At 70.0% G+C, this 15911-nt stretch carries 12 protein-coding genes and 1 pseudogene; all 13 read right to left on the bottom strand.

Translation table 11 applies throughout. The features are described 5' to 3' along the window. Nucleotides 1–18 precede the first annotated feature (18 nt). Nucleotides 19–186, bottom strand: a complete 168-nt coding sequence (locus ACZ4SF_RS25880; RefSeq protein ID WP_468388529.1) for a hypothetical protein — start codon at nt 184–186, stop codon at nt 19–21. 84 nt (nt 187–270) lie between these two features. Beyond that, a complete protein-coding gene (pgi, locus tag ACZ4SF_RS25875) occupies nt 271–1923 on the bottom strand; it encodes a glucose-6-phosphate isomerase (RefSeq protein WP_468388527.1) in 1653 nt (550 codons plus the stop codon). Nucleotides 1924–2165: 242 nt separating this feature from the next. After that, a pseudogene (locus ACZ4SF_RS25870) lies at nt 2166–2390 on the bottom strand (MFS transporter); the annotation flags it as partial. 144 nt (nt 2391–2534) lie between these two features. Next, on the bottom strand, nt 2535–2870 hold the full coding sequence (locus ACZ4SF_RS25865) for an RNA polymerase-binding protein RbpA (protein ID WP_003976875.1): 336 nt from the start codon (nt 2868–2870) through the stop codon (nt 2535–2537). 212 nt (nt 2871–3082) lie between these two features. Then, a complete protein-coding gene (gene secG, locus ACZ4SF_RS25860) occupies nt 3083–3319 on the bottom strand; it encodes a preprotein translocase subunit SecG (protein ID WP_468388525.1) in 237 nt (78 codons plus the stop codon). A gap of 107 nt (nt 3320–3426) precedes the next feature. Next, a complete protein-coding gene (gene tpiA, locus ACZ4SF_RS25855; RefSeq protein WP_468388523.1) occupies nt 3427–4203 on the bottom strand; it encodes a triose-phosphate isomerase in 777 nt (258 codons plus the stop codon). Nucleotides 4204–4208: 5 nt separating this feature from the next. After that, entirely contained in the window at nt 4209–5420 is a 1212-nt protein-coding gene (locus ACZ4SF_RS25850; RefSeq protein WP_468388521.1) for a phosphoglycerate kinase, read from the bottom strand. 144 nt (nt 5421–5564) lie between these two features. Continuing rightward, the gene (gene gap, locus ACZ4SF_RS25845; RefSeq protein WP_353756370.1) at nt 5565–6572 is read right to left on the bottom strand and encodes a type I glyceraldehyde-3-phosphate dehydrogenase; all 1008 of its coding nucleotides are present in this window, start codon (nt 6570–6572) and stop codon (nt 5565–5567) included. A 298-nt stretch (nt 6573–6870) separates the two neighbouring features. Continuing rightward, the gene (locus tag ACZ4SF_RS25840) at nt 6871–9825 is read right to left on the bottom strand and encodes a M14 family metallopeptidase (RefSeq protein WP_468388519.1); all 2955 of its coding nucleotides are present in this window, start codon (nt 9823–9825) and stop codon (nt 6871–6873) included. A 173-nt stretch (nt 9826–9998) separates the two neighbouring features. Then, nucleotides 9999–10988, bottom strand: coding sequence for a DNA-binding protein WhiA (whiA, locus tag ACZ4SF_RS25835; RefSeq protein WP_468388517.1), 990 nt, complete (start codon nt 10986–10988; stop codon nt 9999–10001). After that, a complete protein-coding gene (locus ACZ4SF_RS25830; protein ID WP_468388515.1) occupies nt 10979–12046 on the bottom strand; it encodes a gluconeogenesis factor YvcK family protein in 1068 nt (355 codons plus the stop codon). Before ACZ4SF_RS25830 ends, whiA begins: the two co-directional genes overlap by 10 nt. Beyond that, complete coding sequence (rapZ, locus tag ACZ4SF_RS25825) at nt 12043–13071, bottom strand: RNase adapter RapZ (RefSeq protein WP_468388513.1); 1029 nt, start codon at nt 13069–13071, stop codon at nt 12043–12045. The genes ACZ4SF_RS25830 and rapZ overlap by 4 nt, the downstream gene beginning before the upstream one ends. After that, nucleotides 13068–15350, bottom strand: a complete 2283-nt coding sequence (gene uvrC / locus ACZ4SF_RS25820; protein ID WP_468388511.1) for an excinuclease ABC subunit UvrC — start codon at nt 15348–15350, stop codon at nt 13068–13070. Before uvrC ends, rapZ begins: the two co-directional genes overlap by 4 nt. Nucleotides 15351–15911: the final 561 nt, after the last annotated feature.

Here is a 15911-nt window from a genome sequence, read left to right as displayed (position 1 = left end):
ACGCTCAAACGGGCACGCTCAAACGGGCATGTTCACGTCCGCCGGCCCGGCGTAGGCCCGCGCAGCCTTCGCCGTCGCGGTCGCACGGCCGTCCGTCGCACCGTCGGACGGCTGCTCCCTGCCCCCGCAGCCCGCCACCGACGTCCCCACCACGGCCACCGCCGCGGCGAACCCTCTGCGCATCATGCTTCCTCCCCTGGATCACCGGAACCCTAGGGGATGGGCCGGCACAGCGCACAGGGAAAGGTCGCCGCGGCGGCCCGGCGTGGTTCAGCTACGGCCGCGCAGTTCCCGGTACTTCGCGACCAGCGCCTTCGTCGACGCGTCCAGGCCGGGCACCTCGGCGCCCTCGGTGAGCGCGGGCTCGACCCGCTTGGCGAGGACCTTGCCCAGCTCCACGCCCCACTGGTCGAAGGAGTCGATGTTCCACACCGCGCCCTGCACGAACACCTTGTGCTCGTAGAGGGCGACCAGCTGGCCGAGTACGGACGGGGTCAGCTCGCGGGCGAGGATCGTCGTGGTCGGCCGGTTGCCCTGGAAGGTCTTGTGCGCGACCAGCTCCTCCGGCACACCCTCCGCGCGGACCTCCTCGGCGGTCTTGCCGAAGGCGAGCGCCTGCGTCTGGGCGAAGAAGTTGGCCATCAACAGGTCGTGCTGCGCCCTGACTTCACCGCTCAGCTCGGCGACCGGCTCGGCGAACCCGATGAAGTCCGCCGGGATCAGCTTGGTGCCCTGGTGGATCAACTGGTAGTAGGCGTGCTGCCCGTTGGTGCCGGGCGTGCCCCAGACCACCGGCCCGGTCTGCCACTCGACCTGCTTGCCGTCCCGGGCGACGGACTTGCCGTTGGACTCCATGTCCAGCTGCTGCAGATAGGCGGTGAACCGGGACAGGTAGTGGCTGTAGGGAAGCACGGCGTGCGACTGCGCGTCGTGGAAGTTGTCGTACCAGATGCCCAGCAGGCCGAGCAGCAGCGGCACGTTGGACTCGGCCGGGGCGGTGCGGAAGTGGTCGTCGACCAGCCGGAAGCCGTCGAGCATCTCACGGAACCGGTCCGGGCCGATCGCGATCATCAGGGAGAGACCGATCGCCGAGTCGTACGAGTACCGGCCGCCGACCCAGTCCCAGAACTCGAACATGTTGACCGTGTCGATGCCGAACTCGGCGACCTTCTCGGCATTCGTGGACAGCGCGACGAAGTGCTTGGCCACCGCTGCCTCGTCACCGAGCGCGGCCAGCAGCCACTGCCGCGCGGAGGTCGCATTGGTGATCGTCTCGATGGTGGTGAAGGTCTTGGAGGCGATGATGAACAGCGTCTCGGCCGGGTCCAGGTCCCGGGTGGCCTCGTGCAGGTCGGCGCCGTCCACGTTGGACACGAAGCGGACCGTGAGGTCGCGGTCGGTGAAGCTGCGCAGCACCTCGTAGGCCATCGCGGGGCCGAGGTCGGAGCCGCCGATGCCGACGTTGATCACGTTCTTGATGCGCTTGCCGGTGTGGCCGGTCCAGGCGCCGGAGCGAACCCGGTCGGCGAAGTCGCTCATCTTGTCCAGCACGGCGTGCACGGCCGGGACCACGTTCTCGCCGTCGACCTCGACGACCGCGTCGCGCGGGGCGCGCAACGCGGTGTGCAGGACGGCCCGGTTCTCGGTGACGTTGATCTTCTCGCCGCGGAACATGGCGTCCCGCAGGCCGAAGACGTCCGTCGCCGCGGCCAGCTCGCGCAGCAGCCGCAGCGTCTCGTCGGTGACCAGGTGCTTCGAATAGTCGATGTACAGGTCACCGACCTGCAGCGTGTACGCCGTGCCGCGCCCGGGTTCGGCGGCGAACAGATCCCTCAGACGGGTGTCGCCCTGCTCCTCCCGGTGCTTGGCGAGCGCGGTCCATTCGGGCGTCTGGTTGAGCCTGGTACGGCCGTCTGCGTTCATTTCCGACTTCAGCCTTCTTTCGTGCGCCTGTCCCGCTGCCGTTCCCAACCTAATTGATCAGCACGCGGGAGGCCGGTCGAGACGCTGTCCTCCCGGGCGACAACATGTACGTCGGACATGCGCGCCGGTATCAACGGGGTGAGGGGCAGGACGAAGAAGGCGGCCGTGCTCAGGGCCGGGGTGTTGCGGCCCCGTGCCGTGGCCACGGCACGGCCGAGCGCATGCCGGCCCCCCGGGGCCGGCACCGCTCCGCCGAGCAGGCCGGGGACGAGCCAGGGCAGTCGGCCGCAGGCGGTCATCGCGGCGATGAGCAGAGGACGGCCGGTCAGCGAGGCGGCGAGCAGCGGCAGCGTGGCCATGCGCAGCGCGTCACCGAAGCCGGACAACACGGCGGCGCTCCACAGCCACCCGAAGCCGCCGCGCCATGCGGGCGCGTGCCTCGCCGCCGTCTCACCCTTCGCCTCGATTGCCGTCACAACTCCCCCTCACGGTCCGTGTCGTCGCAAGACCGTCACGAAAAACCGTAGAGGGTGCCACTGACAATCGGCGGGCCCGGGCGGGCGGATACGGCTCCGGCCAGGCACCCTCGGGCGCCCGGCCGGTGAGAACTTCTAGATTTCGCCCCGCAGTTTGGCGAGCGCCTCGGCGAGGATCGCCTCGCCGTCCGCGTCGCTGCGCCGCTCCCGTACGTACGCGAGGTGCGTCTTGTACGGCTCGGTGCGCGGCGGGTCCGGCGGGTTGTCCCGGTCCTGGCCGGCCGGAAAGCCGCAGCGCGGGCAGTCCCAGGTCTCGGGAACCTGCGCGTCGCTGGCGAAGCTGGGCTGCGTCTCGTGCCCGTTGGAGCACCAGAAGGAGATGCGCAGACGCGGCGCGGACTCGCCGCGCTCGGCCTCGCCCATCGGCCCCGCCCCGACCCGGCTTCCTCGGATCGCGTTGCCACTTGCCACGGTCGTAACTCCCTGCGTGATGGTGCCGCGAAGCGAGTCGGCGTTCCGCTTCGCCGCGAGCGCCTCAGTCTACGTAAGGCCCAACGCGCGTCCAGTGATTGGAGTTACCGGTCCCCATTCCCAGACGCAAGCCCCATGATAGGCCGCGCTCACGGACGCGTACCGAACATGGGGCTTTACATGCGGAATGTGCGTGATGAGCTGTTCGCGTGTCAGGCGTTCGTCTTCATCAGGATGCCGAGGGCGATGATGCACGCGAACCACAGCAGGCCGATCACGATGGTGATCCGGTCCAGGTTGCGCTCGGCGACCGAGGAGCCGCCGACGGAGGACTGCATGCCGCCACCGAACATGTCGGAGAGGCCGCCGCCCTTTCCCTTGTGCATCAGCACCAGCAGCATCAGCAGCAGGCTGAAGACGATCAGGGCGATCGAGAACCCCAAAACCACGGCTGGACCAACTTCCTCGGATTCGGATGGACGACGGGGGCACAGCGTCTCGGCTGTGCCCCCGCAAGGGTACGACGTATCGTCGCTACCGCCTACTCACAGCTCGTCTACTGATCGCGGAAGCGCACGATCTTGACGAAGTCGTCGGCGTCCAGCGAGGCACCGCCGACCAGGGCGCCGTCGATGTCGGCCTGGGCCATGATCTCGGCGACGTTGCCCGACTTCACGGAGCCGCCGTACTGGATGCGGACCTGGTCGGCCAGGTCCTGCGAGTACAGGTCGGCGATCTTGGCGCGGATGGCGGCGCAGACCTCCTGGGCGTCCCCGGCGCCGCAGACCTTGCCGGTGCCGATGGCCCATACGGGCTCGTAGGCGATCACGACGGTCTCGGCCTGCTCGGCCGGGAGGTCCTTCAGTCCGCCCTCGACCTGGGCGAGGGTGTGCGCGACGTGGTTGCCCGCCTCGCGGACGTCCAGCTCCTCGCCGACGCACAGGATCGGGGTCAGACCGTGCTTGTAGGCGGCCTTGACCTTGGCGTTGACCAGCTCGTCGGTCTCGTTGTGGTACTGCCGGCGCTCGGAGTGGCCGATGACCACGTACGTGCACTTCAACTTGGCCAGCATCGGGCCCGAGATCTCGCCGGTGTAGGCACCGGAGTCGTGCTGCGAGATGTCCTGGGCACCGTACTTGATCTTGAGCTTGTCGCCGTCGACCAGGGTCTGCACGGAGCGCAGGTCGGTGAAGGGCGGCAGGACGGCGACCTCGACGGCCTCGTAGTCCTTGTCGGCCAGGGCGAAGGCGAGCTTCTGGACGTGCGCGATGGCCTCGAGGTGGTTGAGGTTCATCTTCCAGTTGCCCGCCATCAGCGGCGTGCGCGTGCTCATCGGGGTCAGTCCTCCAGTGCGGCGAGGCCGGGGAGCGTCTTGCCCTCGAGGTATTCGAGGGAGGCGCCGCCACCGGTCGAGATGTGGCCGAATGCGTTCTCGTCGAAGCCGAGCGTACGCACGGCCGCGGCGGAGTCACCGCCGCCGACGACGGTGAAGCCGTTCGAGTCGACGAGGGCCTGGGCGACCGCCTTGGTGCCCTCGGCGTAGTCGGGGTGCTCGAAGACGCCCATGGGACCGTTCCAGAAGACGGTCTCGGCGTCGGCGAGCTTCGAGGCGTAGAGCTCTCGGGTCTTCGGGCCGATGTCCAGGCCCTCCTGGTCGGCGGGGATCTTGTCCGCGTCGACGGTCGTGGGGTTGGCCGGCGCCTTCGTCTTCAGGTCCGGGAACTCCGGCGAGACGAGGACGTCGACGGGGAGCAGCAGCTCGACGCCCTGCTTCTCGGCACGCTGCATGTACTCGGTGACGGCCGGGACCTGGTCCTCCTGCAGGAGGGAGATGCCGACCTCGTAGCCCTTGGCCTTGAGGAAGGTGTAGGCCATGCCGCCGCCGATGAGCAGCCGGTCGGCCTTGCCGAGCAGCTGGTCGATGACGGCGAGCTTGTCGGAGACCTTGGCGCCGCCGAGCGCCACCACGTAGGGGCGCTTGACGTCCTCGGTGAGCTTCTTCAGGACGCCGACCTCGGTGGCGATCAGGTAGCCGGCGTAGTGCGGCAGCCGGGCCGGGAGGTCGTAGACGGAGGCGTGCTTGCGGTGCACGGCACCGAAGCCGTCACCGACGTAGACGTCGGCGAGGGCGGCCAGCCGGTCGGCGAACTCGGCCCGCTCCTGGTCGTCCTTGGACGTCTCGCCCGGGTTGAAGCGCAGGTTCTCGATGACCGCGACCTGGCCGGGCTGGAGGCCGTCGACGGCGCCGTGGGCGGCGGGGCCGACGGTGTCCTCGGCGAAGGCGACCGGGGCACCGAGCAGTTCGCCGAGGCGCTCGGCGGCGGGGAGCAGCGAGAAGGCGGGGTCCGGGGCGCCCTTGGGGCGGCCCAGGTGCGAGGCGACGACCACCTTGGCGCCCGCGTCGGCGAGGGCCTTGACGGTGGGCAGGACGGCGCGGATACGGCCGTCGTCGGTGATCGTCCCGTCGGCCAGCGGCACGTTGAGGTCGGCGCGGACGAAAACCCGCTTGCCGCTCACGCCGTCGGCGAGAAGTTCGTCGATCGTCTTCATTGAGTGGACTCCTGAGGAGGGCTCTTGATGCCCCTGATCGTATGAGGGCGTGATCCGTATGCGAGACAGGGCCCGGCCAGCGCGCCGGTGCGCTGGCCGAGCCCTGCTCTCACTTCGAGGTCCTGCTGCTGCGATCTTCGGCGATCAGAGCTGGTTGCCGACGAAGACCGTGAGGTCCACGAGGCGGTTGGAGTAGCCCCACTCGTTGTCGTACCAGCCGATGACCTTCACGTTCTTGCCCTCCTGGACCATGGTCAGGGAGGAGTCGAAGGTGCAGGACGCCGGGGCGTTGACGATGTCCGAGGAGACGATCGGGTCCTCGGTGTAGTCGAGAAGGCCCTTCAGCTCGCCCTCGGCGGCCTTCTGGAAGGCGGCGTTGACCTCTTCCTTGGTGACCTCACGGCCCAGCTCCACGACCAGGTCGGTGACCGAGCCGGTCGGGACCGGGACGCGCATGGCGATGCCGTCCAGCTTGCCCTTGAGCTGCGGCAGGACCAGGGCGGTGGCCTTCGCGGCGCCCGTCGTGGTCGGGATGATGTTCTCGGCGGCGGCACGGGCGCGGCGCAGGTCCTTGTGCGGGAAGTCCAGGATGCGCTGGTCGTTCGTGTACGCGTGCACCGTGGTCATCAGACCCTTGACGATGCCGAAGTTCTCGTCGAGGACCTTCGCCATCGGCGCCACACAGTTGGTGGTGCAGGAGGCGTTGGAGATGACGTGGTGGTTCGCCGGGTCGTACTTGTCCTGGTTGACGCCCATCACGATGGTGATGTCCTCGTCCTTGGCCGGAGCCGAGATGAGGACCTTCTTGGCGCCGCCGGCGATGTGCTTGGCGGCGTCCTCCTTCTTCGTGAAGATGCCGGTGGACTCGATGACGATGTCGACACCCAGCTCGCCCCACGGGATGTCGGCCGGGTTGCGCTCGGAGAGCACCTTGATGGTGTGACCGTCGACGGTGATGGTGTCGGCGGTGTGGGTGACCTCCTGCTTGAGGCGGCCCAGGATCGTGTCGTACTTGAGCAGGTGAGCGGTGGTCGCCGTGTCACCCAGGTCGTTGACAGCCACAACCTCGATGTCCGCCCCCTGCTCCAGCAGCGCGCGGAAGTAGTTACGCCCGATGCGGCCGAAGCCGTTGATGCCTACGCGGATCGTCACGAACCGATCTCCTCGTTGGTACGCCGGCCATGCGGTGCCGGCGAGCTCTGTTTGGGATGTCCCCGACCACCACCGACCCTACCTCTCTGAGGGCCCCTGAGTGACATTGAGATGCCGCATACACGGGCAGGCAGTCCGTACCCGCCAGTAGGGGTACGGACCACCAGGGATCGACAGTGGCTTCAGCCGTATTTGTTACGTATTGCGGCCCGTTATTGACGCCGTTGTCACTCGTTCGTGAGCGGGTCGGCTCACCTGTCGACCACCCCTTCTCTGCACCGTTGAGAGGGGGTTCCGCTCACCTGTCGAGCGAGTCGAAGGCCTTCCTCAGCAGAGCCTTCCGATCGGCCGCCGACGGCACCTGTTCCAGGCCGAAACCGAGCAGCACGGTGTCGTCCGTGGTGACCGCTCCGTACGTCTGGAACAGAGTCCCGGTGCGCGTCCAGTCCTTGAGGACGGCCGGGCTGCCCGGGGGCGGTCCGGCCGCCTTCCAGGCACCGAGCGAGGACTCGAATCCCTCGGTCTCCCTGGCCGTGCCGCCCCGCAGCAGCGAGGCGTCGTCGGCGAGTACGCCGTGCCCGCCGCTGCCGGGGTCGGTGACGTAACTGATCGAGACCTCGACGGACCTTCCGGCGTACGCGCTGAGGTCGAAGCTCACCTGCCGCCAGCCGCCCGAGCTGCCGGTGAGGCTGTTCCACGCACCGGTGGTGCCGGTCGCGGTGCAGGCGTTGTCCGCGAGCGTCAGGTAGTGCTTCAGCCACGGGTGCTCACCGATCAGGAACCCGGCCCCGCACTCCTGCGGCACGGCCGTGCTCGTCGCCCCGCCGCGCTCCGGCAGCGTCGTCCAGTCGTCGTTGCCCACGATGTGCGCCTCGACCACCGCGTGGTCGTAGCCGGGCTCGGTGTCCCACAGCAGCCGCGTGCCGAGGGCCGGCTGGTCGGCCGCGGTGACACCGGTGAGGTCGATGGTGCGCGTGAGGCGCTTGTAGGCATCGTCGGTGTGCACGGCGGCGGCCATGGCCGCGCCCGCGTACGGCCCGTACGGGTTGACGGTGCCGGCGAACCGTCCCGCGCCCGCGCTCCTGAACTGCGGGTAAGTGGAGACCGGCAGCTCATCGGAGGTGACGCCGTAGGTACCGGCCTTGTCGAGCGGGTTGCCGGGCGCGTCACCGAGGGCGCCGGTGACGCCCTCGAGCCCGCCGGAACCGGTGAAGCCGGTGGCTCCCTTGGTCGACGTACGGCTGTAGGCGCCCAGGTAGTACTGGCTGAAGTCGTCCGACGGCGTGCCGTCGCCGAGGTCGACGCTGCCGCCGGCCAGCTCGCCGGCCTCGATCAGCCGGCCGCCCTCGTTGAGATAGGAGCGCAGCTGCAGCTGGGTGGGGTTGGCGGGGCCCTTCGCTCCGGAGTAGTGGACCACCGTACGGAAGAACCGGAGCACGCCGAGCGCGTCGGGGGCGCCCTGCGTGGCCACGTCCCACACGATCGCCTTGTGCCCGGCCGCCTTCAGCGCGTCCGCGTACGTCTTCGCCTGCGTGGCGGTCGTGCCCTCCTCGGCGACCACGAGGGTGTCCGCCTTCGGCCGCTCGGCGACGGTGTAGGTGAAGTGGGTGCTGGAGACCTTCTTGCCGTTCCTGGTCTCGCCGGTGAACCACACCTCGACCTTGTCGCCCGGCCCGCCGTCCTGCACCTTGGCCCGGTACTCGTCGAAGTAGAGGTCGTCCTCGCCGCCGTAGGTCCGTCCGCCCTTCCAGGGCTTCAGCGTCTGGTCGAGCGTACGGCCGCCGTTGACGCGGTACTTGAGTTCCTTGTCCCGGACCGCCTTGCGGACGACGACGGAGACCTCCTGGTCCGCACCCCGGGAGTACGAGGTGGAGAACGCGGCCGGGGTGAAGTCGGCGGCGTGAAGGCCCACCGAGGAGACCGGCTTGTCGGGGTGGGCGGCGCTCTCGGCGACGGAGAGCGCGAACGGGACGTTCTTGCTGAACTCCTGCTGGATCAGCTTCTCGTCGTCGGGGAAGTTGAAGACCGACCGGCAGTCCTGGCGGTTCCAGGCGTCGTTCGGGTCGATGTCCGACGCGGTCTGGCAGGTCGACATCTCCGGGGTGAACATCGCCATCCCGTTGACGTTCGACGCGTGGCCGTCCGCCTCGCCGTTGGTGGTGTACAGCTCGGAGGAGAGCTGTGAACGGTAGCCGGGGACGGCCGGGTTGTCCGGGGTGCCGGCGAGCGCCTTGTAGAGGACGTCGTCCGGGGTCGGGGTGGCCACCTGCCAGCCGACGCCGTAGAGCAGGAGTTCGGCGGCGGAGTGGTAGTTGATGCCGTAGGTGAACCCGACGCGCTTCTCGAACGCGTCGAGCGCCTTGGTCTCCGGCTCGGAGCCGGGGCTCGCGCCGCGATAGGTCTGGCTGGTGGCGTTCGGGGACGAACCCTCGTCGTCGTAACCCCACTTGTAGGCGAAGTTGCGGTTCAGGTCGACGCCGTCGCCCGTGCTGACGACGCCGTCCCCGTTGACGTCCCTGAGGTTCTTGCGCCAGAGGCGGTTGGCGGAGTCCTGGAAGGTGTAGTCGTAGCCGTCCGGGTTGGCCGAGAGGACGAACCACAGCTCCGTCGAGTCGACGAGCTTCTTGATGCGCTTGTCGCTCTTGTAGTGGTCCAGGTAGTGGTGCAGCAGCCGGCGGGTCATCTCGGGGGTGATCCACTCGCGTGCGTGCTGGTTCGACATGTACAGCACGGACGGCTTGGAGCCGTCCTTCGACTTCTTCGCGTTCCTGGTCAGTTTGAGCGCGAGGATGTCCTGGCCCTTGACCGTCCTGCCGATGGACTCGACCTTGGTGAGACCGGGATGGGCCTGGGCGGTCCGGAGGATCTCCTCCTTGAGCCCGCCGCTTCCGCTGTACGGGCGGAACACACCCTCGGCGGCGTCCTCGGCCCGAGCCGCCGCCTTTGCCGAGACGGTGTGCTCGGTGAGCGCGACGCCCTGCTTGCGCAGGTGTGCGGCCTGCCGGTCGGTGAGGTAGACCTCCACCTCGGTCCGGCCGGGCCCGCTCACCTGCTCACTGAGTTCCTGGCCGTCCTGACCGGCCTTGAGCAGCAGGGGTACCTGCTTCTTGGTGACGTCGGCGCGGAAGACCTTGACCGCGTCCGGGTCGGGCTTCCCCGGACTTCCGTTCTCTGCTTGGGCTGTGGGTGCAAGGCTCGCTCCGCCGATGAGAAGCGCGCCGACAGCGAGGATCGATCTCGCTCTGTGTCTCATGAACCCCCCTAGCGGTGGTCCGCCACAGCGGCGAACAGGTTGCCAGGCTCATGTCACTTCATGATCGAGTCAAGAGGGCCTCACGGACAGGCAAATGAGGCCTGATGCGGGTGTGCACAGCCGGTGCCGACGGGTTCAAGTACCCATCGGCACCCGCGAGTTGCCGGGCGAGATCAGCCGGCCAGGTTGTCCGCCAGCTCCTCGCTGAGGTTGGCCTCCGTGCCCGGGATGCCCAGGTCGGAGGCGCGCTTGTCGGCCATCGCCAGCAGACGGCGGATCCGGCCGGCGACCGCGTCCTTCGTCAGCGGCGGGTCGGCGAGCGCACCCAGCTCCTCCAGGGAGGCCTGCTTGTGCTCCATGCGCAGCCGCCCGGCGGCGGCGAGGTGCTCGGGGACCTCGTCGCCCAGGATCTCCAGGGCGCGCTGGACCCGGGCCCCGGCGGCCACGGCGGCACGGGCCGAACGGCGCAGGTTGGCGTCGTCGAAGTTGGCGAGCCGGTTGGCCGTGGCCCGCACCTCGCGGCGCATCCGGCGCTCCTCCCAGGCCAGCACCGACTCGTGCGCGCCCAGCCGGGTGAGCAGAGCGCCGATCGCGTCACCGTCACGGACGACGACCCGGTCCACGCTGCGCACCTCGCGGGCCTTCGCGGCGATCGACAGCCTGCGGGCCGCGCCGACCAGCGCGAGCGCCGCCTCCGGACCCGGGCAGGTCACCTCCAGCGAGGAGGAGCGGCCGGGCTCGGTCAGCGAACCGTGCGCCAGGAAGGCACCGCGCCAGGCCGCCTCGGCGTCGCAGGTGGCCCCGGAGACCACCTGCGGGGGCAGACCGCGGATCGGACGGCCCCGGCCGTCGACCAGCCCCGTCTGCCGGGCCAGCTGGTCACCGCCCGCGACGACCCGTACGACGTACCGCGAGCCGCGGCGCAGTCCGCCGGGCGCCATCACGATCAGCTCGGAGCTGTGGCCGAAGATCTCCAGGATGTCCCGCTTGAGGCGGCGCGCCGCCATCGCGGTGTCCAGCTCCGCCTCGATCACGATGCGCCCGCTCACCAGGTGGAGGCCGCCGGCGAACCGCAGAACGGCGGAGACCTCCGCCTTCCTGCAGCAGGTCCGGGTGACGGGGAGCCGGGAGATCTCGTCCTTCACCGCTGCCGTCATCGCCATGGGCCGATCCTTCCATGCATCCGAAAAATACGGTCGTACGCGGCGGCCAACAGCTCCGGGTCGTGCCGGGAAGAACCGTCGGTCCGGGCCACCGGGGCCAGCTCGACCGCGGCTCCCAGCCGCTTGGCGGCCTCGGTGAGCGAGTCGCGGTCGGGCACGGCGGCCTCGTCGGCCAGCACCACGTCCAGGGCGAGTTTAGGGGCGTGTCGCCCCAAAACCTCCAAATGACGCTGCGGGGAGAAGCCCTCGGTTTCTCCCGGCTGGGGCGCCAGGTTCAAGGAGAGCACGCGGCGGGCCTTGGTCTCCGTGAGGGCGTCCAGCAGCTCGGGGACGAGCAGGTGCGGAATGACCGAGGAGAACCAGGAACCGGGGCCGAGCACCACCCAGTCCGCGTCCAGCACCGCCGCCACGGCCTCCGGGACGGCGGGCGGGTCGTGCGGAACCAGGTGCACCGACTGCACCTCGCCGGGCGTCAGGGCGACGGTGGCCTGCCCGCGCACCGTGTCCACGTCCTCCGGGCGCTCCGGGTCGTGTCCCTTGACCAGGGCCTGCAGCTCCAGCGGTACGGCCGACATGGGCAGTACCCGCCCGTGCGCGCCGAGCAGCCTGCCGACCAGGTCCAGAGCCTGCACGTGATCACCGAGCTGCTCCCACAGGGCGACGATCAGCAAATTGCCGACCGCGTGGTCGTGCAGGTCGCCCTGGGACTGGAAGCGGTGCTGGATGACCCGGGCCCAGGTCTGGCCCCAGTCGTCGTCGCCGCAGAGCGCGGCCAGCGCCTTGCGCAGGTCGCCGGGCGGCAGCACGCCCAGCTCGTCGCGGAGCCGGCCGCTGGAGCCGCCGTCGTCGGCCACGGTGACGACGGCGGTCAGGTCGCCGGTGATCCGGCGCAGCGCGGCGAGCGACGCGGACAGGCCCATGCCGCCGCCGAGCGCCACGACCTTCGGCTGGGCACCGCGCCGGCGCGACCTGCCCCCGCGGGCCTCGGCCGGGCGGCCTGCGCGCGCCTCGGGCACCATCCGGCGCAGCCTGCTCAGCCGCGGTGTACGTTGCGTCATTCCCGTCCCATGTCCCGGTGTACGACCACCGTCTCCACACCTTCGGCCGCCAGGCGCGCAGCGAGCTTCTCCGACATCGCGACCGAACGGTGCTTGCCGCCGGTGCAGCCGATGGCGATGGTCACGTACCGCTTGCCCTCGCGCCGGTACCCGGCCGCGATCAGCCGCAGCAGCTCGGCATACCGGTCGAGGAACTCCTTCGCGCCGGGCTGGTTGAACACATAGGCAGCGACCTCGTCGTTGAGGCCGGTGTACGGGCGCAGCTCCGGGACCCAGTGCGGGTTCGGCAGGAACCGCATGTCCGCGACCAGGTCGGCGTCGACCGGCAGGCCGTACTTGAAGCCGAAGGACATCACGGTGGCCCGCAGCTCGGGCTCCTCCTCGCCGGCGAACTGGGCGTCCATCTTGGCGCGCAGCTCGTGCACGTTCAGGCTGGAGGTGTCGATCACCAGGTCGGCGTCGCCACGCAGCTCACGCAGCAGCTCCCGCTCTGCGGCGATGCCGTCCACGATGCGGCCGTCACCCTGGAGCGGGTGCGGGCGGCGCACCGACTCGAAGCGGCGCACCAGGGCCTCGTCCGAGGACTCCAGGAAGACGATCCGCCGGGTGACGTTCTTCGACTCCAGGTCGGCGAGGGACTCGCGCAGGTTGTCGAAGAAGCGCCGGCCGCGCACGTCCACGACGACCGCGATCCGCGCCACGTTGCCCTGGGAGCGGGCTCCCAGCTCCACCATGGTGGGGATGAGGGCGGGCGGGAGGTTGTCCACGACGAACCAGCCGAGGTCCTCCAGACACTTCGCGGCAGTGGACCGGCCCGCTCCGGACATGCCGGAGATGATCACCAGCTCGGGGATGGCCGCCTCTGGTACCCCGGCCGTATCGCTGCCCGTACTCACCTGTTCTCCGTTGTCCTGACCCGTGCCCTGACCGACGTCCTGACCGACGTCCTGCCGGACGCCATCGTCGCCCGTGTCGCTGTGCGCCTGATCTCGCTGCCCTGCGGGCTGTGCCTCGTGCTCGCTCATGTCTCCTGCCCCCGTCGTTCGTCCGGGGCGCCCGCGGTCACGGGCTCCCCCGAGGAACCCGCCGTCGTATCGGGTTCCTCGTCCTCAATGATCTCTCCGGTCGCCGTGTTCACGGCAGGTGCGGCCGGGGCCGCCTGGGCGAGGGCCACGGCGATGGTCTCGGCCGTCTTCCGGCCTATCCCGGGCACTTCCTGGATCTGCTCGATTGTCGCCGACCGCAGCTTCTTCACCGAACCGAAATGCTTGATGAGCGCCTGTTTGCGGGTGTCGCCGAGGCCGGGGACGTCGTCCAGGGGGCCTGCGCGGAAGCGCTTGGCCCGCTTGGTGCGCTGGTAGGTGATCGCGAACCGGTGGGCCTCGTCACGGACGCGCTGGAGCAGGTAGAGGCCCTCGCTGGTGCGGGGCAGGACCACCGGGTCGTCCTCGCCGGGCACCCAGACCTCCTCCAGGCGCTTGGCGAGGCCGCATACGGCGATGTCGTCGATGCCCAGCTCGTCCAGTGCGCGCCGGGCCGCGGCGACCTGCGGCTGACCGCCGTCGACCACAACCAGCTGCGGCGGATACGCGAACTTCCTGGGCCGGCCGTCGTCGTCCTTGAGGGTGTCGGTGATCGCCTCCGCGCCGGTGAGCACGCCGTTGCCGTCGGCTAGGACGCCTCCGCCTCCGGTGTCGAGGGCGGTGGTGCGGGAGCCGTCGGTGCCGTCGGTGGCGGAGCCGTCGGTGGCGGAGCCGGGGGCCTCGGAACCGGTGGTGCCGAAGCCGGGGGCGTCGGTGCCGGAGGCAGTGGCCTCGGAGCCGAGGGTGCCGGAGGCAGTGGCCTCGGAGCCAGGGGCACCGGAGGCGTCGGTGCCGGAGCCGTCGGTCCACTCCCCCGTCCGTTCTTTCTCGGCGAGGTAGCGCTTGAAGCGGCGGGTGATCACCTCGTGCATCGAGCGGACGTCGTCCTGGCCGGCGAAACCCTTGATTTGGAAGCGGCGGTACTCGCTCTTGCGCTGCAGACCGTCCTCGAAGACCACCATGGAGGCCACCACGTCGTCGCCCTGGAGATGCGAGATGTCGTAGCACTCGATCCGCAGTGGGGCGCTGTCCAGCTCCAGAGCTTCGGCGATCTCCTCCAGCGCGCGCGAGCGGGTGGTCAGGTCGGAGGCGCGCCTGGTCTTGTGGAGCGCGAGGGCCTGTTGGGCGTTGCGCTGCACGGTCTCCATGAGCGCCTTCTTGTCACCGCGCTGCGGGATGCGCAGCGACACGTTCGACCCGCGGCGGGCGGTCAGCCACTCCTGCACCGGCCCGACCGGCTCGGGCAGGGCCGGGACCAGCACCTCCTTCGGTACCGCGTCCCCGCTCTCCTCTCCGTACAGCTGCTGCAGGGCGTGCTCCACCAGGGCGCCGGTGGTGACCTCCTCGACCTTGTCGGTCACCCAGCCGCGCTGGCCGCGCACCCGGCCGCCGCGCACATGGAAGATCTGTACCGCCGCCTCCAGCTCGTCCTCCGCGACGGCGATCAGGTCGGCGTCGGTCGCGTCGGCGAGCACGACCGCGTTCTTCTCCATGGCCTTCTTCAGGGCCTCGATGTCGTCGCGCAGGCGGGCCGCCCGCTCGTACTCCATCTCCTCGGCCGCCTCCATCATCTGCTTCTCCAGACGGCGGAGGTAGGTGCCGGTGCGGCCGGCCATGAAGTCGCAGAACTCCTCGGCCAGGTCCTGGTGGTCCTCCGGGGTGATCCGGCCGACACAGGGCGCGGAGCACTTGCCGATGTACCCCAGCAGGCAGGGACGCCCGGTGCGAGAGGCGTTCTTGAAGACACCGGCCGAGCAGGTGCGCACCGGGAACACGCGGAGCAGCAGGTCGACGGTGTCCCGGATGGCCCACGCGTGCGCGTACGGACCGAAGTACCGGACGCCCTTCTTCTTGTGACCGCGCATCACCTGCACGCGCGGGAACTGCTCGCTCATCGTCACCGCGAGGTACGGGTAGCTCTTGTCGTCGCGGTACTTGACGTTGAACCGGGGGTCGTACTCCTTGATCCAGGAGTACTCCAGCTGGAGCGCCTCGACCTCCGTGGACACCACGGTCCACTCCACGGACGCGGCGGTGGTCACCATCGTCCGGGTGCGCGGGTGCAGGTTCGCCAGGTCCTGGAAGTAGTTCGCCAGGCGCTGGCGCAGGCTCTTCGCCTTTCCGACGTAGATCACCCGGCGGTGCTCGTCACGGAACCTGTACACCCCCGGAGAGTCCGGGATGTCTCCCGGCCTGGGGCGGTAGCTGGAGGGGTCGGCCATGTCTCACACCCTACTGGCGAGCACCGACACCGCGGCGTGCCTGTGGCCGACGCCCGCCCCCGCACGTGCACCGCTCGGGGCGGGGGGGAGGCGCACCGCCCGCGGGCGGGTGGGGCGTAGGCGCACCCCGAGGATGGGTGGGGCGTAGGCGCACCGCCCGCGGGCGGGTGGGGCGTAGGCGCACCCCGAGGATGGGTGGGGCGTAGGCGCACCGCCCGGGGGTGGGTGGGGCATGGGCGCACCGCCCGCGGGTGGGTGGGGCATGGGTGCATCGCCCGCGGGAGGCGGGCCCACCCGATGCGGGGCCAGGTTTGTGGGGTGCGCCACCCTGGGGCCGAAGGCGGTGCCCCCTCCGTGCACCACGTCCGACGGCCCTCGGCAGACCCGGCGTCGCGTTCCGGCCATGCCGGGACCCCGCTTCCCGCTGCCGCGGCTTCGGCGCGGCCCCTGACGAGGGCCGCCGGAGTCCGCGCGACCCCTATGCGCGCCGGGCGTGGAGCAGCGAGGTCCGGCCAGTCGTCCGTGACGGTCGGTTCGAGGTGTTGTCGGGTTCTGGTCAAC

The organism is Streptomyces sp. NPDC027663 (assembly GCF_055566415.1).
Note: the sequence above shows the minus strand (reverse complement) of the source record. Positions and strands in the feature narration are given on the sequence as shown.

Excerpts from the sequence above, each read along its gene's own strand:
- ACZ4SF_RS25880 (WP_468388529.1), bottom strand. The coding sequence starts at position 186 with ATGATGCGCAGAGGGTTCGCCGCGGCGGTGGCCGTGGTGGGGACGTCG.
- tpiA (WP_468388523.1), bottom strand. The coding sequence starts at position 4,203 with ATGAGCACGCGCACGCCGCTGATGGCGGGCAACTGGAAGATGAACCTC.
- ACZ4SF_RS25840 (WP_468388519.1), bottom strand. The coding sequence starts at position 9,825 with ATGAGACACAGAGCGAGATCGATCCTCGCTGTCGGCGCGCTTCTCATC.
- whiA (WP_468388517.1), bottom strand. The coding sequence starts at position 10,988 with ATGGCGATGACGGCAGCGGTGAAGGACGAGATCTCCCGGCTCCCCGTC.
- rapZ (WP_468388513.1), bottom strand. The coding sequence starts at position 13,071 with ATGAGCGAGCACGAGGCACAGCCCGCAGGGCAGCGAGATCAGGCGCAC.
- pgi (WP_468388527.1), bottom strand. The coding sequence starts at position 1,923 with ATGAACGCAGACGGCCGTACCAGGCTCAACCAGACGCCCGAATGGACC.
- uvrC (WP_468388511.1), bottom strand. The coding sequence starts at position 15,350 with ATGGCCGACCCCTCCAGCTACCGCCCCAGGCCGGGAGACATCCCGGAC.
- ACZ4SF_RS25850 (WP_468388521.1), bottom strand. The coding sequence starts at position 5,420 with ATGAAGACGATCGACGAACTTCTCGCCGACGGCGTGAGCGGCAAGCGG.
- ACZ4SF_RS25830 (WP_468388515.1), bottom strand. The coding sequence starts at position 12,046 with ATGACGCAACGTACACCGCGGCTGAGCAGGCTGCGCCGGATGGTGCCC.